Genomic DNA, 20,082 nt, shown 5'->3' on the forward strand with positions numbered 1-20,082 from the left:
AGGCATTGGTTGCCGCAATCCGAGCAATCTTGAATAATTGCGCAACTGAGAATTACTAGCATAAACCAATGACTCGCGTGTCCGCTGAACTCCCCCGAATCTTGACCATTGAAGACGACCCGGTATTGGGTGCCTCTGTGCAGGCGCAATTGGCTCAGTGCGGATTCGCCGTGACCTGGTGCCAGAATGGCGAAGAGGGCCTGGGGATCGCCCGGCAGCGGTCTTTTGATGTGGTGTTGATGGACATCCTGTTGCCTGGGATGGATGGGCTGACGGTACTGACCCACTTGCGCCAGAGTCATTCGACGCCGGTGCTGCTGATGTCGGCCCTGGGCGCCGAGGCTGATCGTATCAGTGGTTTCCGTCTGGGCGCCGACGACTATCTGCCCAAGCCTTTCAGCATCGCCGAGTTGCGGGTGCGCATCGAAGCCATTCTGCGACGCGTGGCGCTGGATCGATGTCCGACCACGCCGCTGCTCAGCGGCCACCTGCAGAGCCTGGGGTTTGACGATGCGCGGTGTGACGTGAGGGTTGCCGAGCAATGGGCCGGCCTGACCCGCAGCGAGTACCGCCTGCTGGAAACCCTGCACCGCAATGCCGATGAGGTCCTGAGCAAGGCCTTCCTTTATCAGCACGTGCTGCAGCGCGGTTACTCGGCCCATGACCGTAGCCTGGACATGCACGTCAGCCAGATTCGCCGCAAGCTCAAGGCGCTGGGCTACGCCAAGCTGGAATTGCGCACGGTGTGGGGCAAGGGTTACGTGCTGAGCGCCTTCGATGAGCCGGTCTGATCTGCCCGGGCGACACTCGCTGTTTTGGAAGCTGGTGTGCCTGTTGATGGCTTTTTGTCTGCTGATGATCTGGCTGAGCTGGTCGTGGGGGCGCTATGTGGAGCGCAAGAACCTGTATCTCTCCGACGAGGCTCGCGCCACCCTTGGTCGTTACGCCCGAGAAGCGCAGCAGGCCTGGAAGAACGGGCAACATGCCAGCATCGATCGGTGGATCGAGCACGTGGCCGGTTCCGAGCACACTTGGATCGGGGTAATTGGCAGTGATCTGCAATCGCTGAGCAGCTATCCCTTGACGTCGACCGAAGCCCAGCGCCTGACTTTCTTGCGTGGCGCTGACTGGCCGGTGAGTCGGCATGCCCGTGGCTTGCCCTGGCTGAAAATACCCTTTCCCGACGATCCGTCCTTGGGCAGTCTGGTGATCGAGTTGCCGCCGCGTTTCATGCCGGGTCACTACCGCGTGTTCTGGCAGGTCATTACCAACGGCGTGATTCCTGGGTTGTTCACCCTGTTGTTGTGCGTGGGGTTGTACCGATTGCTGGTGGTGCCGCTGAATCAGTTGCGCGAGCAAGCCAATGCCTGGCGTGCGGAGCAATTGAATGCGCGGCTGTCCACCGAGATCACTCAGCGCAAGGATGAGTTGGGGGAGTTGGGGCGAGCGTTCGACCAGATGTCTGAGCGCTTGCAAAGCACTGTGGTGATGCAACAGCAGTGGCTGCGTGACCTTTCCCATGAACTGCGCACGCCCCTGAGTCGGCTGCGGGTGGCCTGTGACGGCGAGCAGAGTCTGGTGGCGCTGCGTGAACGCTTGGGACGAGAGATCGATGGCATGCAGCGTCTGGTGGAGGACAGCCTGCAGTTGGCCTGGCTGGACACTGAGCGTGGGCCACTGGCCGAGGAGCAGATCCATGTCCAGGCATTGTGGGAGATGCTCAGCGAAAATGCCTGCTTCGAGAGCGGTTGGTCCACCGACCAGTTGCGGTGTGAACTGCAGGTGGATTGCTGGGTTCGCGGGCACCTCAATACCCTGGCCCAGGCGCTGGAAAACATCCTGCGCAATGCCATCCGTCATTCACCTCCTGGCGCCCGGGTGACCCTGGGCGGGCGCCGCGATGGTGAATATTGGCACCTGTGGCTGGACGATCAGGGGCCGGGCGTGGCGGAGCAGGACCTGGAGCGCATCTTCGCCCCGTTCATTCGCCTGGACGGATCGCGCCCGGGGCACGGCGGGTTTGGCCTGGGCCTGAGTATTGCGCGCAATGCGGTGGTGCGTCAGGGCGGGCAATTGTGGGCGTGCAACACGGCTCAGGGTTTGCGCATTCACCTGCGCTTGCAGGCTGCCTGTTCGCCGCGGGCGGCTTGAAGGGGTTGTGCTTGATGGCCTTATTCCAATAAGCCATAAGAGCCGTACTTTGCGTGATATGGAGCTTGGACGTTTGCCGGTATGATAGGCGCCCCCGCAGTCTGGATTGCGAATACGCCATGACCTTGCAGTACCCAACCATCGCCGATTGCGTCGGCAACACCCCGCTGGTTCGTTTACAGCGCCTGCCTGGCGCCACCAGCAATACCTTGCTGCTCAAGCTCGAGGGCAATAACCCGGCGGGTTCGGTCAAGGACCGTCCGGCACTGTCGATGATCACTCGCGCCGAACTGCGCGGGCAGATCCAGGCCGGCGATACCCTGATCGAAGCGACCTCGGGCAATACCGGTATCGCCCTGGCCATGGCTGCGGCGATCAAGGGCTACAAAATGATCCTGATCATGCCCGACAACTCCAGCGCCGAGCGCAAGGCAGCGATGACCGCCTATGGTGCCGAGTTGATTCTGGTCAGCCAGGAGGAGGGCATGGAAGGCGCCCGCGACCTGGCCGAACGCATGCAGGCCGAAGGCCGTGGCAAGGTGCTCGATCAGTTCGCCAACGGCGACAATCCCGAGGCCCACTACACCAGCACCGGTCCGGAAATCTGGCGCCAGACTCAGGGCAGCATCACCCACTTCATCAGCTCGATGGGCACCACCGGCACCATCATGGGCACTTCGCGCTATTTGAAAGAGCAGAACCCCGAGGTACAGATCATCGGTCTGCAACCCATGGAAGGTTCGGCCATTCCCGGCATTCGCCGCTGGCCCGAGCAATACCTGCCGAAGATCTATCAGGCCAGTCGGGTCGACCGGATCGTCGACATGGCCCAGAGCGAAGCCGAAGACGTGACCCGGCGCCTGGCCCGGGAAGAGGGCATCTTCTGCGGCGTGTCTTCCGGTGGTGCGGTGGCAGCGATGCTGCGCCTGTCCCGGGAAGTGGAAAACGCGGTCATGGTCGCGATCATCTGTGACCGTGGCGATCGTTACTTGTCGACCGGCATCTTCGATGCGCCCAACTGATGGCTAAGCACGAGAGAGGCTTGCGCTTCCAACCTGCGGGCGGCAGCCGGGCCCCACAGATTCCGGTGGGCAAGAAACAGCGCTTGAACATTCAGCGCCTGGCCAACGACGGTCGTGGCATCGCCTTTGTCGATGGCCGCACCTGGTTTGTCAGCGCAGCCCTGGCCGGTGAAGACGTCGAGGCGCGGGTACTGGGTACTCATGGCAAGGTGGTGGAGGCCCGTACCGAGCGTCTGTTCAGCGCCAGTGAGCTGCGCCGTCCGGCAGCCTGTGCCCACGCCGGGCGTTGTGGTGGTTGCAGCGTGCAGCACCTGCCCCACGCCGAACAGCTTGCCCTGAAACAGCGCATGCTCGCCGAGCAGTTGTTCAAGGTCGCGGGGGTCGAGCCCGACGTCTGGGCGGCGCCGTTGAGCGGTCCAGAGTTCGGCTATCGACGCCGCGCCCGGGTGGCGGTGCGTTGGGACGCAAAGGGTAAGCAACTGGAGGTGGGATTCCGGGCCGCCGGCAGCCAGGACATCGTCGCCATCGACGATTGCCCGGTTCTGGTAGCGGCCTTGCAACCGATCATGAGTCGCTTGCCGGCGATGCTGCGGCGTTTGAGCAAGCCTCAAGCGCTGGGGCATGTGGAGCTGTTCAGTGGTTCGGCACTGGCGGTGCTGTTGCGCCACATGGCGCCGTTGTCCGCAAGCGACCTTGCGATCCTCAAGGACTTCTGCGACTTCCATCAGGCGCAGTTGTGGTTGCATGGCGAAGGCGAACCGCAGCCGTTCGATCCGTCACAGACCCTGGGTTACCGCCTGGAATCCTGGGATCTGAACGTGGCGTATCGGCCTGGTGATTTTGTCCAGGTCAATGCCGGTGTCAATGAGGCGATGGTCGCTCAGGCATTGGAGTGGCTGGCACCACAGGCCCACGAGCGGGTGCTGGATCTGTTCTGCGGTCTGGGCAACTTCGCCCTGCCGTTGGCGCAGCAGGTGCGGGAAGTGGTGGCGGTGGAAGGCGTGGCAACCATGGTGGCGCGAGCGGCTGAAAACGCCGTCAGCAACAACTTGCATAACACACGCTTTTTTCAAGCCGACTTATCCCAACCCCTGAACGCTGCCGAGTGGGCCGATCAAGGCTTTTCTGCGGTACTCTTGGACCCGCCTCGCGACGGTGCTTTTGAGGTGGTTCGCACGCTGGCGAGTCTGGGCGCCAAGCGGTTGCTGTATGTGTCATGCAACCCGGCAACTTTGGCCCGTGACACGGTCGAATTGATCAAACAGGGCTATCGGTTAAAACGAGCCGGGATTCTCGATATGTTTCCTCAAACGGCACATGTCGAGGCCATGGCGTTATTCGAAGCGAGCTAGGATGGCTTGTCTAATCCGACTGGCCTGTCAGGCACGACTCGCTGGCCCTGCGAGCGGTGCCTGACAGTTGAAGGTCAGCGATTTGACGCATTGAATGTGCGTCGTAGGGAAGGTAAAGCAAGATGGTACAGGTGAGAGCGCACCAGCCGATCAACACCGACGGCAGTATCAATCTCGAGGCGTGGCTCGATCACACGGTCAGCGTCGACATGGCACTGGACCGTGAAGCCTTGAAAGAAGCCTGCGAGTTCGCTCGTGAGGCTGAGTTACAACACATCGCGGCCAAGGGGCTCAGCGCCGAGGACGTGTCGTGTTTCAGCACCGGCCTGGAGATCGCCGAGATCCTTGCCGACCTCAAGCTGGACCAGGACTCACTGGTCGCCGCGGTGTTGTACCGCGGCGTCCGTGAGGGTCAGATCCAGTTGCCCGCGGTCAGCCAGCGTTTTGGTCCGGTGGTGACCAAGCTGATCGATGGCGTGCTGCGCATGGCCGCCATCAGCGCCAGTCTCAGTCCTCGTCAATCCCTGGTATTGGGCACTCAGGCTCAGGTGGAGAACCTGCGCAAGATGCTGGTGGCCATGGTCGATGACGTGCGCGTGGCACTGATCAAACTGGCTGAGCGGACCTGCGCCATTCGGGCGGTGAAAAGCGCCGACGAAGAGAAGCGCAACCGGGTTGCCCGGGAAGTCTTCGATATCTACGCTCCCCTGGCTCACCGCTTGGGTATCGGCCATATCAAGTGGGAGCTGGAGGATCTGTCCTTCCGTTACTTGGAGCCTGAGCAATACAAGCAGATCGCCAAGCTGCTGCATGAGCGGCGCCTGGATCGCGAGCGCTTCATCTCCGACGTGATGAACCAGTTGCAGAACGAGTTGAAGGCCACTGGAGTCAACGCCGACATCAGCGGGCGGGCCAAGCACATCTATTCCATCTGGCGCAAAATGCAGCGCAAAGGTCTGGAGTTCAGCCAGATCTACGATGTGCGCGCGGTGCGGGTGCTGGTTCCGGAAATGCGCGACTGCTACACCGCGCTGGGTATCGTGCATACCTTGTGGCGGCATATTCCCAAGGAGTTCGACGACTACATCGCCAACCCCAAGGAAAACGGTTACCGCTCGCTGCACACCGCGGTGATCGGCCCCGAGGGCAAGGTGTTGGAGGTGCAGATCCGCACCCACGCCATGCACGAAGAAGCTGAGTTGGGGGTCTGTGCGCACTGGAAGTACAAGGGCACCGACGTCAAGTCCGGCTCCAACCATTACGAAGAGAAGATTTCCTGGCTGCGTCAGGTGTTGGAGTGGCACGAAGAGCTGGGTGATATCGGTGGTCTGGCCGAGCAGCTGCGGGTGGATATCGAGCCGGATCGAGTCTACATCTTCACCCCTGACGGTCACGCCATCGACTTGCCCAAGGGCGCCACGCCGCTGGACTTCGCTTATCGGGTGCACACCGAGATCGGCCACAACTGCCGGGGCGCGAAGATCAATGGGCGCATCGTGCCGCTCAACTACAGCCTGCAGACTGGCGAGCAGGTGGAAATCATCACCAGCAAGCACGGCACTCCGAGCCGCGATTGGCTGAACCCCAACCTGGGCTACGTCACCACGTCGCGGGCGCGGGCGAAGATCGTCCATTGGTTCAAGTTGCAGGCGCGTGATCAGAACGTTGCGGCCGGCAAGACCTTGCTGGAGCGGGAACTGAGTCGTCTTGGCCTGCCGCAGGTGGATTTCGACAAGCTGGCCGAGAAGGCCAACATGAAGGTCGCCGAGGACATGTTCGCGGCCCTGGGGGCGGGTGATCTGCGTCTGGCGCAACTGGTCAATCTGGCCCAGCAACTGGTGGAGCCAGAGCGCGGCGACGAACAGTTGGAACTGATCCCGCGCAAGGCAGCAGGCTACAAGCCGGGCAAACGTGGCGACATCCAGATCCAGGGCGTGGGCAATCTCATGACCCAGATGGCTGGCTGCTGCCAACCGCTGCCGGGGGATGCGATCGTCGGTTACATCACCCAAGGTCGCGGCGTGAGCATTCACCGTCAGGACTGCGCTTCGGTGCTGCAATTGGCTGGGCGCGAACCAGAGCGGATCATCCAGGTCAGTTGGGGGCCGGTGCCGGTGCTCACCTATCCGGTGGACATCATCATCCGTGCCTATGATCGTTCCGGTCTGCTGCGTGACGTCTCGCAAGTACTGCTCAACGAGCGGATCAACGTGCTGGCGGTCAACACCCGCTCGAATAAGGAGGACAACACTGCGTTGATGTCCTTGACCATCGAGATTCCGGGGCTGGACGCGTTGGGCCGCTTGCTGGGACGAATTTCCCAGTTGCCGAACATCATCGAGACCCGGCGCAACCGAACCCCGTGATGCCTGTATGAAAGGGATGAAGTGATGCACAGCCTTGAAGACCTGCTCCACCTGATGACGCGCTTGCGAGACCCGCAATATGGCTGCCCTTGGGACATCAAGCAGAACTACGCCAGTATCGTCCCGCATACCCTGGAAGAGGCGTATGAAGTCGCTGACGCCATCGAGCGCGGTGACTTCGACCACTTGCAGGGGGAGTTGGGGGATCTGCTGTTTCAGGTGGTGTATTACAGCCAACTGGCCCGTGAAGAGGGGCGTTTCGAGTTCGATGCGGTGGTGGACGGCATCACCCGCAAACTGATTCGGCGCCATCCTCATGTGTTCCCTACCGGTGACCTGTATGCCCCGCTGGATGTTGCGCGGCTCACTGAGGAGCAGGTCAAGGACCGCTGGGAGCAGATCAAGGCCGAGGAGCGTGCCGAGAAGTCCGATGCTCCGCTGCAGTTGTCCCTGCTGGACGATGTGCCGGTTGCCTTGCCGGCCTTGTCCCGTGCTGCCAAGTTGCAAAAGCGCGCCGCCCAGGTTGGTTTTGACTGGCCGGATGCGTTGCCGGTGGTGGACAAGGTGCGTGAAGAACTGGACGAGGTGCTGGAGGCCATGGCCGACAACGACCCGGCGGCCATCACCGATGAAATCGGTGACTTGCTGTTTGTCGTGGTCAACCTGGCCCGGCACCTTAAGGTCGATCCGGAGAGCGCCTTGCGTGGCGCTAATGCCAAGTTCGACAGACGCTTCCGATTTATCGAGCAGGCATTGCGCGATACCCATCGTCCCGTGGAAGATTGCACCCTCGAAGAGTTGGATGCCCTGTGGGGCGAAGCCAAACGTCAGGAAAAGAATTTGCCCAGCTGCGGCTGAGGCCGTTGCCTAAGTGAGTAAGCACCATGAGCCTTTCCCTTCGCGACCAGTTGCTCAAAGCAGGGCTGGTCAACCAAAAGCAGGCCAAGCAGGTCGGCAAAGACAAGCAGAAGCAGCAACGCCTGGCCCACAAAGGCCAGATCGAGCTGGATGACTCCCAGCAGCGCGCAGCTCAGGAAGCCATGGCCGAGAAGGTCAAGCGTGACCAGGAGCTCAATCGTCAGCAGCAGGAGAAGGCCGAGCAAAAGGCCCGTGCCGCGCAGATCAAGCAGTTGATCGAAGTCTCGCGCCTGCCCAAGTTGACCACCGAGGACTATTACAACTTCGTCGATGACAAGAAGGTCAAGCGTCTGTCGGTGAACACCTTGATGCGCAACAAACTGAGCAGCGGCTCCCTGGCCATCGTCCATCACGGCGGTGGCTACGAGGTGATTCCACGGGAGGCGGCGCTGAAGATCCAGGAGCGTGACCCGCGGCGTATCGTGCAACTCAATACCCCTACCGAAGCACCGGATGAGGATGATCCGTACGCGGCCTACCAGATTCCCGATGATTTGATGTGGTAAGCACCCAATAACGAGCAACCCCGCTCATGGCGGGGTTGCTCGTTATTGGGCGGTAGGATTGGCGTGGAATCTGGCGGCCCGGCGCTGATGTTGAGTCAGGAGCTTTGTGGGGCGCGGTTCTGTTCGAGTTTTTCCAGCTCAGCCTTATAGCTGTGGGCATCGCTTTCGGAGTGGAACATGCCCACCAGCAGGTCTTGTTGATGCACATCCCAGATCCGTACACCCGCGGCTACGCCTTCATGGGACATGTGTGAATCGTCGCGTTCAGTTACTTTTACAGTCATCTGCTAGCTCCAATCTCTGTTGATCTGCAGCAAGGCGTGTGCAGGACTTCGTTATATGTTTTGTTAGATTGCTAAGTAAATCGCCGGAATTTGCAACAGACCTTTGCAGAATCGAAGACAATCCTGCAGCCCGCTGAATCCGTGACATTTCGCCGCAGGCAGGGAGGTTTCATGACAAAAGCTTCATCTTCGGCGTCTTGCCTTGTCCTTTTCGGTGAGGTGCCGAGGTGAAATGTCAGGCAAAAAAAACCCCGCGTTGGCGGGGTTTTGATCGTGCTGTGGCTTAGCTGCCTTTGACCGTCTTACCGTTGACGGTGCCGTTGAGGAGCATGATGTTGTACTCCTTGCCGTCGGTTTCAACTTGTTGCAGGCGCACCAGCAGGTAGTCCCAGTCCTTGGCGAACCACATCACGGTGATGCGTTTGCTTTGTGTCGGGTCGCGCACGCGCTCGACCTTGATGGCGTCGATCTGGCCGGCCTTGGTGTCGACTTTCTCCGACCCCAGGACGCGGAAATCGTAGGTGTCAACGTCGCTGCCATCGACCACTTGATAGCTCATGGTCTTCTTGCCGGCGGCCACATCGTGTTGCAGGGCGAGCTGGTAGGTGGATTTGTCCACCATGCCGGTGTTCAGTGGCAGTTTGACCGCATCGCCGCGGTCGGTGCCAGTGACCATCTTGGCGTTCCAGTCGAAGTCCAGATCAGCCTTCTTGGCCTTGCCCAGGCCGCCGCGCTCGAAGTGATAGGACTGAGGCACCAGGGTGTCCTTGTCCAGGGTCAGTGTGCTTTCCTCACTCAGGCTGGCGATCATCATCGATGCCTTGAAGCTGAGTTTCCACGCGCCATTGGCGGTTTTTTCCAGACTGCGTTCAGCAGTGCCGCTCATGGGCAGCTGTTTCCAGTCGGCGGTGTAGCTAGCGGAGAACGGGTGAAGGTCTGCCGCCTGCACAGCCGGCAGGGCGAACAGAGCGCAAGCGAAGAGCAGGGCGCGACGCATAAAATCTCCTAGGTTCGAATCAAATAACCACTGGCAGCCAGTAATTGACCGTCCAGTAAAGCACCCTGATCGCCGAGCGTGAGCCGACCTTCGGCAAACCAGCGTACGGCCATGGGGTAAATCCGATGCTCCTGGACGTGTACTCGCTGCGCCAGGCTTGGCGGCGAGTCGTGCAACTCTACCGGGATCACAGCCTGTACGACCAGAGGTCCGCCATCGAGTTCCTCGGTGACAAAGTGCACGCTGCAGCCGTGCTCGGTCTCTCCGGCCTCCAGCGCTCGCTGATGAGTATGTAACCCTTTGTATTTGGGTAGCAGCGAAGGATGGATATTCAGCAGGCGGCCCTGATAGTGGCGCACGAATCCAGCGCTGAGAATGCGCATGAATCCCGCCAGGACCACCAGCTTTGGCTGGAAACTATCGATCAGTTCGATCAGCCCCTGATCGAAGGCCTCGCGGCCCTCGAAGGCGGTGTGATCGAGGAAGCGGGTAGCGATACCCGCGTCCTTGGCGCGCTGCAGGCCATAGGCGTCAGCGCGATTGGAGATCACGGCAGCAATGCGCACCGGACTGTCGTCGGTGCGCGTGCTGTCGATCAGGGCTTGCAGGTTACTGCCGGTGCCGGATAGCAGCACCACAACATCACAGGTCGGCGACGTCCGCTCTTGCATCAGTGGGCCTTGAGGTTCTTCAGCTCAACTTGGGCCGCGCCTTCTGCAGCGAGGCCGATCTGGCCGATGACCCAAGGCTGTTCGCCGGCCTCGCGCAGAACGTTCAGGGCGTTTTCAACCTGATCCTGGGCCACACAGATGACCATGCCTACTCCGCAGTTCAGTACGCGGTGCATTTCGTGCTCGTCGACGTTGCCTTGCTCTTGCAACCAGTCGAAGACTGCCGGACGCTGCCAGCTCGCCACATCGACCACGGCCTGGGCGCCTTTTGGCAGCACGCGTGGGATGTTGTCCAGCAGGCCGCCGCCGGTGATGTGAGCCATGGCCTTGACCGCGCCGGTGTCCTTGATCAGCTTCAGCAGCGGCTTGACGTAGATGCGGGTCGGGGCCATCAGCAGGTCCGTCAGTGGCTTGCCGTCGAGCTGGATATTTTCGATGTTGGCACCGGATACTTCGATGATCTTGCGGATCAGTGAGTAGCCGTTGGAGTGCGGGCCGGACGATGGCAAGGCCAGCAGGGCGTCGCCAGCGGCGACTTTCGAGCCGTCGATGATCTCGGATTTTTCCACGACTCCGACGCAGAAACCGGCCAGGTCGTAGTCTTCGCCTTCGTACATGCCTGGCATTTCAGCGGTTTCACCGCCCACCAGCGAGCAGCCGGACAGTTCGCAGCCGGCGCCGATGCCGGTCACGACCTGGGCAGCGGTGTCGACATTGAGCTTGCCGGTGGCGTAGTAGTCGAGGAAGAACAGCGGCTCGGCACCACAGACCACCAGGTCGTTGACGCACATGGCAACCAGGTCGATGCCGATGCTGTCGTGCTTGTTCAGGTTCAGGGCCAGGCGCAGCTTGGTGCCAACGCCGTCAGTGCCAGACACCAGTACAGGTTGTTTGTAGCCGGCCGGGATTTCGCAGAGGGCGCCGAAACCGCCCAGGCCGCCCATGACTTCCGGGCGCGCGGTGCGCTTGGCGACGCTCTTGATGCGTTCGACCAATGCTTCACCGGCGTCGATGTCTACACCGGCGTCTTTGTAGCTCAGGGAGGGTTGCTTGCTCATGATCCAGGCCTTTAGGGGGGATTCAGGGGTATCGACCGAACCAGTGAGGCTGCCCAGGCACTGTGAAAGTGTCTCAGGGTGCCCAGCTGATGCCGGTCTGCGAAGGCGCGCGATTTTATCAGGCTTGAGGGGCAGCGGCCATCCTCGGTCCGACGGGGAGGGGCATATCCGCTTAAAAAAACCGCGATTGGTCGTGTTGGTGGTCTTGGCCTTGCCTGTATAAGGTATAGCGCTCAAGTGGCTATCGTTATGACAGCGCGAAAACAAAACGGGCGGTGAGTGAATGTTTTGCCGGGGCCTGTGGTCACAGCCTTGCTCGCCATGGTTCGTGCGCGTTGTTTCAATCGTTTTTTGTCGTCGGGAATCTTCCATGCGTCTGGGTAAATTTCTATTTGTGGGCTGTTTGTCATGGGTCAGCCTGGCGAGTCATGCCGAAACCCTCAATGGTTTGTATCAGGTCCGTGAGCCGGTCAGCAGTCAGGCGCCCGAGGAGCGTGATCAGGCCACTCAGCGGGCGTTGGCAACCCTGGTGTTGCGCCTCACCGGTGATGCCAAGGCGGTGCGGGGCGCGGGGCTCGCGGCTATTCGCAAGGATCCGCAACAGATCATCAGTCAGTACGGCTACGACGCCGGACCGCCGGAAAGCCTGCAGGTGGATTTCGATCCTGTCAGTACCGACCGCGCGTTGCGTCAGGCCGGACTGTCTTTGTGGGGCAGTAATCGGCCGTCGATCCTCGGCTGGTGGTTGAGTGATTCGACTGAGGGTTCGAGCCTGGTGGGGGATGGTCAGGCCAATGCCGTGCCTTTGCGGCGTGCGGCGCAGCATCGCGGTTTGCCGCTGCGTTTGCCCCTGGGGGACTTGAGCGAGCAGATCGTTGCCACTGCGCCAAATATTGAAGGCTCTGATCCTGCCCCGCTGCGCGAGGCGTCGGAACGCTATGGTGCGGACGCGCTGCTGGCGGTACATGCCCGTGAAGAAGGCAGTCAATGGCAGGCCCAGTGGCGGCTCTGGCTGGGCGACGAGAAAGAGCAGGGGGCTGTTCAAGGGGCCGACACCGCGGCCTTGGCCGATGCGGTCTTGCTGGCAGTGAGTCAGCGTCTGGCGCCGCGCTTTGTTACCCATCCGGGCGCGTCCAGCGAACAGTTGCTTGAGGTCCAGGGCATGACTCTGGAGCGTTATGCGACTTTGGATCAACTTTTGCTGCCGTTTGGCGCGCAGCTGCAGAGCGTCGACGGTGACCGTATTGTCTACCGGGTTAACGGGAGCGCCGAGCAATTGCGGGCGCAGTTGTCCCTGGCCAAGTTGCAGGAGGTGCCTGCTGGCGAAGTGCAAGCGCAGCAGGTGCCGGTGCCAGGGGAGGGAGGCGTAGCCCCAGCCCCTGCGGCTGCGCCGTCATCCGAGGTGCAGCTGCATTTTCGTTGGTGACGGATTGTGTCCTTTATATAGAAGCAATGGAGTGGTGTATGGCTGATGCGCGTCGTTGGTTCTGGCTGGGCGGTGTGCTCCTGGCTTGTGGGTTCGTCTACCTGCTGCATCCGATCCTCAGCCCGTTCCTGGTGGCGCTGTTGCTGGCCTATCTATTTGATCCGCTGGTGGACAAGTTGGAGACCTGGGGGTTGTCTCGCACCTGGGGCGTGGTGGCGGTGTTCACTCTGTTTACGTTGGTCGTGATGGCGCTGTTGCTGGTGCTGGTGCCGATGCTCGCCAAGCAGTTGCTGCGCCTTTATGAGCTGACACCGCAGATGCTTGATTGGGTCCAGCACACGGCCATGCCTTGGGTGCAGTCCCGACTGGGGCTGGCGGATGGTTTCTGGAAGTTCGACAAGATCAAGGCGGCCATCAGTGGGCACATGGGGCAGACCACCGATATCGTCGGTATGGTGCTGAGTCGAGCCACGGCTTCGGGTTTGGCGTTGATCGGTTGGCTGGCCAATATGGTGCTGATTCCCGTGGTCAGTTTTTACCTGCTGCGGGACTGGGACCTGATGATGGCCAAGATCCGCAGCCTGCTGCCGCGTAATCGCGAAGAGCGGGTGGTGTCCCTGGCGGGCGAGTGTCATGAGGTGCTGGGGGCTTTTGTTCGAGGGCAGTTGCTGGTGATGCTGGCGCTCGGGGCAGTCTATGCGGCGGGGCTGATGCTCGTGGGGCTTGAGTTGGGTCTGTTGATCGGTTTGATTGCCGGCTTGGCGGCGATTGTGCCGTACATGGGGTTTGTCATCGGTATTGGCGCGGCATTGATTGCCGGCTTGTTCCAGTTCAGTGGCGACCTGTATCCAATGATCGGTATCGTTGCGGTGTTCATGGTTGGCCAGGCGCTTGAAGGCATGGTGCTGACGCCGTTATTGGTGGGGGATCGCATCGGCTTGCATCCGGTGGCAGTTATTTTCGCCATTCTTGCCGGTGGTCAGCTGTTCGGCTTCACCGGTGTGTTGCTGGCCTTGCCGGTGGCGGCGGTGATCATGGTGCTGGTGCGCCACATGCATGATCTGTACAAGGACTCGGGCCTCTACAGTGGTCTTGAAGACCCTGAATTGTAAGGGCCTTGAATGAAGCCAAGGGAGGGCGAGTGTTGTTGGTGGGCGTCCAACCAGGTTTCGCCTGGACCGTCAAAGAGTGCCCCAGGGTCGTGTTCGGCTGACGCAAACCTTTGATTTTGCTTGTGGTCTGCTGCATTGTGCGCTCGGCGTCACGGGTATAAACTTTGCAAACTTTACACAGAGGCCACTAACGGTTCGTTTGGAACTGTTCAGTCAGCATGAAACCGATTCAGCTGCCCCTAGGTGTGCGTCTGCGTGATGACGCCACCTTCATCAACTACTACCCAGGCGCCAATGCCGCTGCACTCGGCTACGTCGAGCGCCTATGCGAAGCCGACGCCGGTTGGACCGAAAGCCTGATCTACTTGTGGGGCAAGGATGGTGTGGGGCGCACCCATTTGCTGCAGGCCGCCTGTTTGCGTTTCGAGCAGTTGGGTGAGCCGGCGGTGTACTTGCCACTGGCGGAGCTGCTTGATCGCGGTATTGAGATACTCGACAACCTTGAGCAGTACGAACTGGTTTGTCTCGACGATCTGCAAGCCGTGGCCGGCAAGGCTGATTGGGAAGAGGCGTTGTTCCATCTATTCAATCGCCTGCGTGACAGTGGGCGCCGCCTGTTGATTGCGGCGTCGACCTCGCCCCGTGAGTTGCCGGTAAAACTGGCTGACTTGAAGTCCCGCTTGACCTTGGCGTTGATCTTCCAGATGCGTCCGCTTTCCGATGAGGATAAATTGCGAGCTTTGCAGTTGCGTGCATCCCGTCGCGGGTTGCACCTGACCGATGAGGTTGGGCATTTCATCTTGACTCGTGGAACCCGCAGCATGAGCGCCTTGTTCGAGCTGCTGGAGCGTCTCGATCAGGCCTCGCTGCAAGCCCAGCGCAAGCTGACTATCCCGTTTCTGAAAGAGACGCTGGGCTGGTAAGGCGCGAGGTGTCGGTGACTCTTGGTCGCCGACGGCATGTTTCAGGCGTCAGAAAACGCGCCTTTGGAAGCTTTTCCAGAGGCGTACGACGTTTAAATGGGCTTAAAGCCTTAGATGTACGCACGAAACTCATAAGTCACATTCTGATCGATTGAATTTGCAAATGAGGGCGATAGAAGGCATAGTCGCGTCTTCTTTTATTTCAAGCCACGGTCGTGCCCATGCTAAGTCGCTTCGCACCCCTCGTGCCTCTCGCACTCGTCACCCTGCTATTTGGTTGCGCCTCTCACGCTCCAGTGTCTGAGCAGCAGCCGGCACGGCAGGTTCAAGTCTCCGTTAAAAACCAGTCTCCTGCTGTTTACCAAGAAGAGCTGGCAACTGAAAAGGAACTGGCAGAGTTCTCTGACAGCAAGCCTTACCAGATGCCAGTTCTGGCTGACAGCATCCTCGAGCGTGGCATTTCCTTGATCGGTACTCGTTATCGGTTTGGCGGTAGCACGGAAGCCGGCTTCGACTGCAGCGGTTTCATCGGTTACCTATTTCGTGAGGAGGCCGGTATGAACCTGCCGCGTTCCACTCGCGAAATGATCAACGTGAAAGCGCCTCTGGTGGCGCGCAACAACCTTAAGCCGGGCGATCTGCTGTTCTTCAGCACCAACGGCCGCGGTCGTGTCAGTCACGCAGGTATCTACTTGGGGGATGATCAGTTCATCCACTCCAGCAGCCGCCGCAGTGGTGGTGTGCGCATCGACAGCCTGGGTTCCAGCTACTGGAGCAAGACGTTTATCGAAGCCAAGCGTGCGTTGGCCATGGCGCCAAGCGTGGTCACGGCACGTAAATAATCAAGCCATTTGTAGGGCGAAGTTAAAGTCTTACTTGAAGTTTGACGTGTAGTCGCTAGAATTCTGATCAATTGTTGAAAGCAAACCGCGTAGGCCTCGGCTTACGCGGTTTTGTTTTCAGCGCCATGGCAGAGAAAGCCGCATCCCCATCAGGATTGTTCAGCTTATGTCGACCTCAGCCCGCTTTGCTCTGATTGTCCTGGCCGCGCTACTCAGCGCTTGCGCCAGTCATGCCCCGCCCTCTGCACCAGTGGTGCGATCCCCGACATTCAATGCCTCACAGGCCTTTTCTCCCGTTGCTGACGATGTGCTGTTTCGCGCCTTGGGCTTGGTGGGTACGCCTTATCGCTGGGGGGGGAATACACCTGACACCGGATTCGACTGCAGTGGCCTGATTGCCTATGTCTATCGTGATGTGGCGGGTATTGCGCTGCCGCGTTCTACTCGGGAAATGATCAGCATGCAGGCGCAGAGCGTTGGTAAGAATGCCCTGCAGACTGGCGATCTGATTTTCTTCGCCACCAATGGGGGTTCCCAGGTCAGCCATGCTGGTATTTATGTCGGCGAAGGGCGCTTCGTGCATGCGCCGGCCACGGGCGGCACCGTGAAGCTCGACAGCTTGTCCAAAGCCTATTGGCAGAAAGCCTACCTGAGCGCCAAGCGCGTACTGCCGCCGGAGCATCTGGCGCGCAATCCATAATTCTTTTCGGGTCGAGGTGTTTGTGACTGCTCGTACGCTCAACCTCGACGACGCCCTTTATCAGTACCTGCTGGACGTCTCCTTGCGTGAAACGCCGTTATTGCGCCGTCTTCGCGAGCAAACCCAGGCTTTGCCCAATGCCCGCTGGCAGGTTGCGCCGGAGCAGGGGCAGTTTCTTGCGCTCCTGATCAAGCTGCTCGGCGCTCGGCGGGTGCTGGAGGTGGGTACCTTTACCGGCTACAGCGCCCTCTGCATGGCCGAGGCGCTCCCGGAAAACGGGTCGCTGATCTGCTGCGACATTCCCGGTGATTACACTGCGACCGCTTGCCATTACTGGCAGGCGGCGGGGGTCAGTCAGCGTATTGATCTGCGCCTGGGCCCTGCCTTGGAAACCCTGGCGCAGTTGGAGCGCTCAGGAGCGCTGGGGTGTTTCGATCTGATATTCATCGATGCCGACAAGGCCAATTACCCGGCCTATCTGGAGGCCGCGCTGCGCTTGCTGCGAGTCGGAGGTTTGGCGGTGTTTGATAACACCTTGTGGAGCGGTCGGGTGCTGGAGGTGGATGCCGAGAGTGAGGACACCCGAGCCATCCAGGCGCTCAATCGCGCCTTGAAGGATGACTCGCGCATCGACCTGTCGCTGCTGCCGCTGGGGGATGGTTTGACCCTGTGCCGCAAGCGCTGAGCTTATGGCGCTTTGGCTGCGGACACGCGCCAGATCTTGTTGCCGACATCGTCGGCTACCAATAAGTTGCCTTGCCGATCGATCACCACCCCAACCGGGCGGCCCTGGGCTTTTTCATCGGCATTGAGAAAACCGCTGAGGACGTCGATAGGCTGTCCCTGCGGCTTGCCGGCGTTGAAGGGGACGAAGATTACTTTGTAGCCGCTATGAGGGTTACGGTTCCAGGAGCCGTGCTGGCCGATAAATGCGCCTTCAGTAAAGGGCTCCGGGAGCTTGCTGCCTTCGGCGAAGGTCAGGCCCAGTGAGGCGGTGTGCGGACCCACGGCGTAGTCGGGGGCGATGGCCTTGGCCACCAGGTCGAGGTTTTGTGGTTTGACCCGTACATCCACGTGTTGCCCGTAATAGCTGAACGGCCAGCCGTAGAAGGCTCCATCCTTGACGGAGGTGATGTAATCCGGCACCAGGTCGCTGCCGATTTCATCCCGCTCGTTCACTGCGGTCCAGAGTGCTCCGCTCACCGGTTCCCAGGCCAGGCCATTGGGGTTGCGCAGACCCGTAGCGAACAATCGGTGCTTACCGCTGGCGCGATCCACTTCCCAGATGGCCGCACGGCCTTCTTCTTTATCCAGGCCATTCTCCCCGACGTTGCTGTTGGAGCCCACGGTCACGTAGAGCTTGCTCCCATCCTTGCTGGCAATGACGTTCTTGGTCCAGTGGTGGTTGAGCGTGCCGCCAGGCAGGTCGATGACCTTGGTGCCGGCCGCGCTGATCTGGGTGTCGCCATTTTGGTAGGGAAAGCGCAGCAGCTTGTCGGTGTCCGCCACATACAAGTCGTTGCCCACCAGCGTCATGCCGAAGGGCGAGTTGAGGTTCTCCAGGAACACGCTGCGGGTTTGCGCCACGCCATCATGGTCCTGATCCCGCAGTAAGGTGATGCGATTGGCGCTGGGTACTGTAGCGCCGGCGCGGTCCATGATCTTGCTGGCGATCCAGCCACGAATCCCCTGGTTGTCATCGGGTTTGGCGGGGGCGTTGCTTTCCGCCACCAGTACGTCGCCATTGGGCAGCACGTAGAGCCAGCGCGGATGGTCGAGGTGTTCGGCGAAGGCGTTGACTTGGGTGCCGGGCGCGGCAATCGGTGTTGCGCCTTGGGGCCAGCCAATGGCGGGGGCGATGTTGACTGTGGGTAGCAGTGTCGGGTTGGGTTCCGGGAGTGTGGGGTGCGCTCCGGTGCCGTCCGAAACCTGCAGCGTTGAGGTTTCGCCGCAGGCGCTGAGGCCGGCGGCGATGGCGATAAGTAACGCGTGTTGAAGCTTGAGCATGCTGATGTCCCTATGAATGCGCCAATGTCCCAGTCATAGAGGAACATCGCCAGTCGATGGTTCCGCTCGATCAGCGGGCCTCCTTGAGCAACACGGCGACTCCGGGATGGTAGTTGCCCGCTTCGTTGTGCAATTTGCGGTAGGCGTAGGGAAAGTACCAGGCCACCGCGCAGCAGTGTTCCTTTTGCAGTTCGTCGAGCATGTCCTGCAGTTCTTCGGGGCTGGCGCTGTGTTGGGCTTTTTGCGGGGCGACGAACAGGCAGCCGAGTCTCAGGTCGCTGGCGTAGCTGATCTTTTTGGCATCAAGGGTGATGTCCAGTAAGGCCTGGGTCAGTTGCAGGTTGTTGACTCGCGGCCAGCGCTGAGTGGTCTGGATATAGGCGCGTTCATCGCGGGTGGCCAGGTAAAGGTCGGTGCGGGCGTTGCGGGCACCTTCTTCCTGCTGCTTTTTGCTCGGGCTGTGTTCCAGACTGACCATCTCGGCCATCCAGGCGGCGGCGGAAAGCAGTCCGAGGTTGGCCTGTTCGTCGTGCCAGTAAGGGGTTTCGCCATCACCACGAAGGGTGTTGTAACGATCAATGCAATCGAACCAGCGTTCCAGCATCGGGCGCAGGAATTCCAGCTTGGGATTGCTGATGAGCATGCCTTGCATCGGGATCCATCCTTATTCTTGTCTGGTAGGGGGAGGGTTGTGGCTTTTTGATATCAAAGTGATCAGTGTGGCACAAGATGCATGTGGGTTAATTGATGCAGTACGGTTTTGCTGCACATGCGAGGGCCGGCTTTAATTGACGCTCCCACCCCAACCCTCTAACCTTCGCCGCTTGTTTCAGGTGCTCTGTGGCCCAAGGTCGACAGAGTGAAACAGGGAAGCCGGTCAGGGCCTGTTCCAGCGATGGAATCGGCGACAATTCCGGCGCTGCCCCCGCAACGGTAGATGAGTCAAGGCTGCGCCTGATGCCACTGTGTCGAACACGATGCGGGAAGGCGCGCGGTCCGGCAGCAATGCCCCTCATGAGCCCGGAGACCGGCCTGATCCATCCAACGGCATCACGGTGGGCGATGCCAGGCTAACGCCGCCTTTTCTTTTTTCCTGCCCCCCGTTCCCCCAGCCCCAACGGAGAGCTGCCCCATGAGTGAATCCCCCGATCGTGACGAGCGTCATCTGGCGCGCATGCTGCGCAAGAAAGCCGTGATCGATGAACGAATCGCCAACTCGCCCAATGAGTGCGGGCTGTTGCTGGTGCTGACTGGTAATGGCAAAGGCAAGAGCAGCTCGGCCTTCGGCATGTTGGCGCGGTCCATGGGCCACGGTATGCAATGCGGTGTTGTGCAGTTCATCAAGGGGCGTAACAGCACCGGTGAAGAGCTGTTTTTCCGGCGTTGTCCAGAGCAGGTGCGCTTTCACGTGATGGGCGAGGGCTTTACCTGGGAAACCCAGGATCGCCAGCGTGATATCGCTGCCGCTGAGGCTGCTTGGGCGGTATCCAAGGAGCTGCTGAGTGATCCGAGCATTGGTCTGGTGGTCCTTGATGAGCTGAACATTGCCCTCAAGCACGGCTATCTGGATCTGGATCAGGTGCTCAGTGACTTGCAGGCCCGCCCGCCCATGCAGCACGTGGTGGTGACTGGACGCGGCGCCAAGCCCGAGATGATCGAGCTGGCGGATACCGTCACCGAAATGGGCATGGTCAAGCACGCCTTTCAGGCCGGTATCAAGGCGCAGAAAGGTGTTGAGCTGTGAGTG

At 60.3% G+C, this 20,082-nt stretch carries 20 protein-coding genes and 1 riboswitch; of the genes, 14 read left to right on the forward strand and 6 right to left on the reverse strand.

The genetic code is table 11. The features are described 5' to 3' along the window. Positions 1-68: 68 nt before the first annotated feature. From PLD_RS08515 to PLD_RS08545, 7 genes are all read left to right on the forward strand, one after another. Positions 69-791, forward strand: a complete 723-nt coding sequence (locus PLD_RS08515; RefSeq protein ID WP_159891681.1) for a response regulator transcription factor — start codon at positions 69-71, stop codon at positions 789-791. Then, entirely contained in the window at positions 778-2,151 is a 1,374-nt protein-coding gene (locus tag PLD_RS08520) for a sensor histidine kinase (RefSeq protein WP_159891683.1), read from the forward strand. The genes PLD_RS08515 and PLD_RS08520 overlap by 14 nt, the downstream gene beginning before the upstream one ends. Before the next feature lie 119 nt (positions 2,152-2,270). Next, positions 2,271-3,173 carry a cysteine synthase CysM gene (cysM, locus tag PLD_RS08525; RefSeq protein WP_159891685.1) on the forward strand — a complete coding sequence of 301 codons (903 nt, stop codon included), beginning with the start codon at positions 2,271-2,273 and terminating at the stop codon, positions 3,171-3,173. Next, positions 3,173-4,525, forward strand: coding sequence for a 23S rRNA (uracil(1939)-C(5))-methyltransferase RlmD (gene rlmD / locus PLD_RS08530; RefSeq protein ID WP_159891687.1), 1,353 nt, complete (start codon positions 3,173-3,175; stop codon positions 4,523-4,525). Before cysM ends, rlmD begins: the two co-directional genes overlap by 1 nt. A 122-nt stretch (positions 4,526-4,647) precedes the next feature. After that, the gene (relA, locus tag PLD_RS08535) at positions 4,648-6,891 is read left to right on the forward strand and encodes a GTP diphosphokinase (RefSeq protein ID WP_159891689.1); all 2,244 of its coding nucleotides are present in this window, start codon (positions 4,648-4,650) and stop codon (positions 6,889-6,891) included. Between the two features lie 24 nt (positions 6,892-6,915). After that, positions 6,916-7,749 carry a nucleoside triphosphate pyrophosphohydrolase gene (gene mazG / locus PLD_RS08540; protein WP_159891691.1) on the forward strand — a complete coding sequence of 278 codons (834 nt, stop codon included), beginning with the start codon at positions 6,916-6,918 and terminating at the stop codon, positions 7,747-7,749. 26 nt (positions 7,750-7,775) lie between these two features. Further along, positions 7,776-8,315, forward strand: coding sequence for a DUF2058 domain-containing protein (locus tag PLD_RS08545; protein WP_159891693.1), 540 nt, complete (start codon positions 7,776-7,778; stop codon positions 8,313-8,315). Between the two features lie 95 nt (positions 8,316-8,410). On the opposite strand, the gene PLD_RS08550 is transcribed toward PLD_RS08545, so the two are convergent. The 4 genes from PLD_RS08550 to purM form a co-directional block, all read right to left on the reverse strand. Next, a complete protein-coding gene (locus tag PLD_RS08550) occupies positions 8,411-8,599 on the reverse strand; it encodes a hypothetical protein (protein WP_159891695.1) in 189 nt (62 codons plus the stop codon). A gap of 283 nt (positions 8,600-8,882) precedes the next feature. After that, the gene (locus PLD_RS08555; protein ID WP_159891697.1) at positions 8,883-9,596 is read right to left on the reverse strand and encodes a DUF3108 domain-containing protein; all 714 of its coding nucleotides are present in this window, start codon (positions 9,594-9,596) and stop codon (positions 8,883-8,885) included. 8 nt (positions 9,597-9,604) lie between these two features. Further along, on the reverse strand, positions 9,605-10,267 hold the full coding sequence (gene purN, locus PLD_RS08560) for a phosphoribosylglycinamide formyltransferase (RefSeq protein ID WP_159891699.1): 663 nt from the start codon (positions 10,265-10,267) through the stop codon (positions 9,605-9,607). Beyond that, positions 10,267-11,325, reverse strand: coding sequence for a phosphoribosylformylglycinamidine cyclo-ligase (gene purM, locus PLD_RS08565; RefSeq protein ID WP_159891701.1), 1,059 nt, complete (start codon positions 11,323-11,325; stop codon positions 10,267-10,269). The genes purN and purM overlap by 1 nt, the downstream gene beginning before the upstream one ends. Positions 11,326-11,695: 370 nt before the next feature. Between purM and PLD_RS08570 the strand changes: the two genes are divergently transcribed. The 6 genes from PLD_RS08570 to PLD_RS08595 all read left to right on the forward strand — a co-directional run bounded on the left by PLD_RS08570 (position 11,696) and on the right by PLD_RS08595 (position 17,013). Then, complete coding sequence (locus PLD_RS08570; RefSeq protein ID WP_159891703.1) at positions 11,696-12,751, forward strand: DUF2066 domain-containing protein; 1,056 nt, start codon at positions 11,696-11,698, stop codon at positions 12,749-12,751. A gap of 38 nt (positions 12,752-12,789) precedes the next feature. Further along, positions 12,790-13,863: an AI-2E family transporter gene (locus PLD_RS08575; protein WP_159891705.1), complete on the forward strand. Its 1,074-nt coding sequence runs from the start codon at positions 12,790-12,792 to the stop codon at positions 13,861-13,863. A 218-nt stretch (positions 13,864-14,081) separates the two neighbouring features. Then, positions 14,082-14,786, forward strand: a complete 705-nt coding sequence (gene hda, locus PLD_RS08580) for a DnaA regulatory inactivator Hda (RefSeq protein WP_007898944.1) — start codon at positions 14,082-14,084, stop codon at positions 14,784-14,786. Positions 14,787-15,007: 221 nt separating this feature from the next. Beyond that, the gene (locus PLD_RS08585; protein WP_159891707.1) at positions 15,008-15,628 is read left to right on the forward strand and encodes a C40 family peptidase; all 621 of its coding nucleotides are present in this window, start codon (positions 15,008-15,010) and stop codon (positions 15,626-15,628) included. 166 nt (positions 15,629-15,794) lie between these two features. Then, positions 15,795-16,328: a C40 family peptidase gene (locus tag PLD_RS08590; protein WP_159891709.1), complete on the forward strand. Its 534-nt coding sequence runs from the start codon at positions 15,795-15,797 to the stop codon at positions 16,326-16,328. A 22-nt stretch (positions 16,329-16,350) separates the two neighbouring features. Next, the gene (locus tag PLD_RS08595; protein WP_159891711.1) at positions 16,351-17,013 is read left to right on the forward strand and encodes a class I SAM-dependent methyltransferase; all 663 of its coding nucleotides are present in this window, start codon (positions 16,351-16,353) and stop codon (positions 17,011-17,013) included. A 2-nt stretch (positions 17,014-17,015) separates the two neighbouring features. Here PLD_RS08595 and PLD_RS08600 read toward each other — a convergent pair whose 3' ends face one another. Both PLD_RS08600 and PLD_RS08605 read right to left on the reverse strand, forming a co-directional pair. Continuing rightward, complete coding sequence (locus PLD_RS08600; protein WP_159891713.1) at positions 17,016-18,335, reverse strand: sorbosone dehydrogenase family protein; 1,320 nt, start codon at positions 18,333-18,335, stop codon at positions 17,016-17,018. A 70-nt stretch (positions 18,336-18,405) separates the two neighbouring features. Next, positions 18,406-18,987 (reverse strand): hypothetical protein, encoded by a 582-nt coding sequence (locus tag PLD_RS08605; protein WP_159891715.1) that lies wholly within the window; start codon positions 18,985-18,987, stop codon positions 18,406-18,408. A gap of 162 nt (positions 18,988-19,149) precedes the next feature. Continuing rightward, positions 19,150-19,386: riboswitch (cobalamin riboswitch) on the forward strand. An 81-nt stretch (positions 19,387-19,467) separates the two neighbouring features. On the opposite strand from PLD_RS08605, the gene cobO reads away from it, so the two are divergent. After that, the gene (gene cobO / locus PLD_RS08610) at positions 19,468-20,079 is read left to right on the forward strand and encodes a cob(I)yrinic acid a,c-diamide adenosyltransferase (RefSeq protein ID WP_159891717.1); all 612 of its coding nucleotides are present in this window, start codon (positions 19,468-19,470) and stop codon (positions 20,077-20,079) included. The last annotated feature ends 3 nt before the right edge of the window (positions 20,080-20,082 follow it).

The sequence above is a fragment of the Pseudomonas sp. LD120 genome, assembly GCF_009861525.1.
Lineage (GTDB): Bacteria > Pseudomonadota > Gammaproteobacteria > Pseudomonadales > Pseudomonadaceae > Aquipseudomonas.

Excerpts from the sequence above, each read along its gene's own strand:
- PLD_RS08585 (WP_159891707.1), top strand. The coding sequence starts at position 15,008 with ATGCTAAGTCGCTTCGCACCCCTCGTGCCTCTCGCACTCGTCACCCTG.
- PLD_RS08545 (WP_159891693.1), top strand. The coding sequence starts at position 7,776 with ATGAGCCTTTCCCTTCGCGACCAGTTGCTCAAAGCAGGGCTGGTCAAC.
- PLD_RS08570 (WP_159891703.1), top strand. The coding sequence starts at position 11,696 with ATGCGTCTGGGTAAATTTCTATTTGTGGGCTGTTTGTCATGGGTCAGC.
- relA (WP_159891689.1), top strand. The coding sequence starts at position 4,648 with ATGGTACAGGTGAGAGCGCACCAGCCGATCAACACCGACGGCAGTATC.
- hda (WP_007898944.1), top strand. The coding sequence starts at position 14,082 with ATGAAACCGATTCAGCTGCCCCTAGGTGTGCGTCTGCGTGATGACGCC.
- PLD_RS08590 (WP_159891709.1), top strand. The coding sequence starts at position 15,795 with ATGTCGACCTCAGCCCGCTTTGCTCTGATTGTCCTGGCCGCGCTACTC.
- PLD_RS08515 (WP_159891681.1), top strand. The coding sequence starts at position 69 with ATGACTCGCGTGTCCGCTGAACTCCCCCGAATCTTGACCATTGAAGAC.
- rlmD (WP_159891687.1), top strand. The coding sequence starts at position 3,173 with ATGGCTAAGCACGAGAGAGGCTTGCGCTTCCAACCTGCGGGCGGCAGC.
- PLD_RS08575 (WP_159891705.1), top strand. The coding sequence starts at position 12,790 with ATGGCTGATGCGCGTCGTTGGTTCTGGCTGGGCGGTGTGCTCCTGGCT.
- purM (WP_159891701.1), bottom strand. The coding sequence starts at position 11,325 with ATGAGCAAGCAACCCTCCCTGAGCTACAAAGACGCCGGTGTAGACATC.
- cysM (WP_159891685.1), top strand. The coding sequence starts at position 2,271 with ATGACCTTGCAGTACCCAACCATCGCCGATTGCGTCGGCAACACCCCG.
- PLD_RS08555 (WP_159891697.1), bottom strand. The coding sequence starts at position 9,596 with ATGCGTCGCGCCCTGCTCTTCGCTTGCGCTCTGTTCGCCCTGCCGGCT.
- mazG (WP_159891691.1), top strand. The coding sequence starts at position 6,916 with ATGCACAGCCTTGAAGACCTGCTCCACCTGATGACGCGCTTGCGAGAC.
- PLD_RS08600 (WP_159891713.1), bottom strand. The coding sequence starts at position 18,335 with ATGCTCAAGCTTCAACACGCGTTACTTATCGCCATCGCCGCCGGCCTC.
- purN (WP_159891699.1), bottom strand. The coding sequence starts at position 10,267 with ATGCAAGAGCGGACGTCGCCGACCTGTGATGTTGTGGTGCTGCTATCC.
- PLD_RS08550 (WP_159891695.1), bottom strand. The coding sequence starts at position 8,599 with ATGACTGTAAAAGTAACTGAACGCGACGATTCACACATGTCCCATGAA.
- cobO (WP_159891717.1), top strand. The coding sequence starts at position 19,468 with ATGAGTGAATCCCCCGATCGTGACGAGCGTCATCTGGCGCGCATGCTG.
- PLD_RS08520 (WP_159891683.1), top strand. The coding sequence starts at position 778 with ATGAGCCGGTCTGATCTGCCCGGGCGACACTCGCTGTTTTGGAAGCTG.
- PLD_RS08605 (WP_159891715.1), bottom strand. The coding sequence starts at position 18,987 with ATGCAAGGCATGCTCATCAGCAATCCCAAGCTGGAATTCCTGCGCCCG.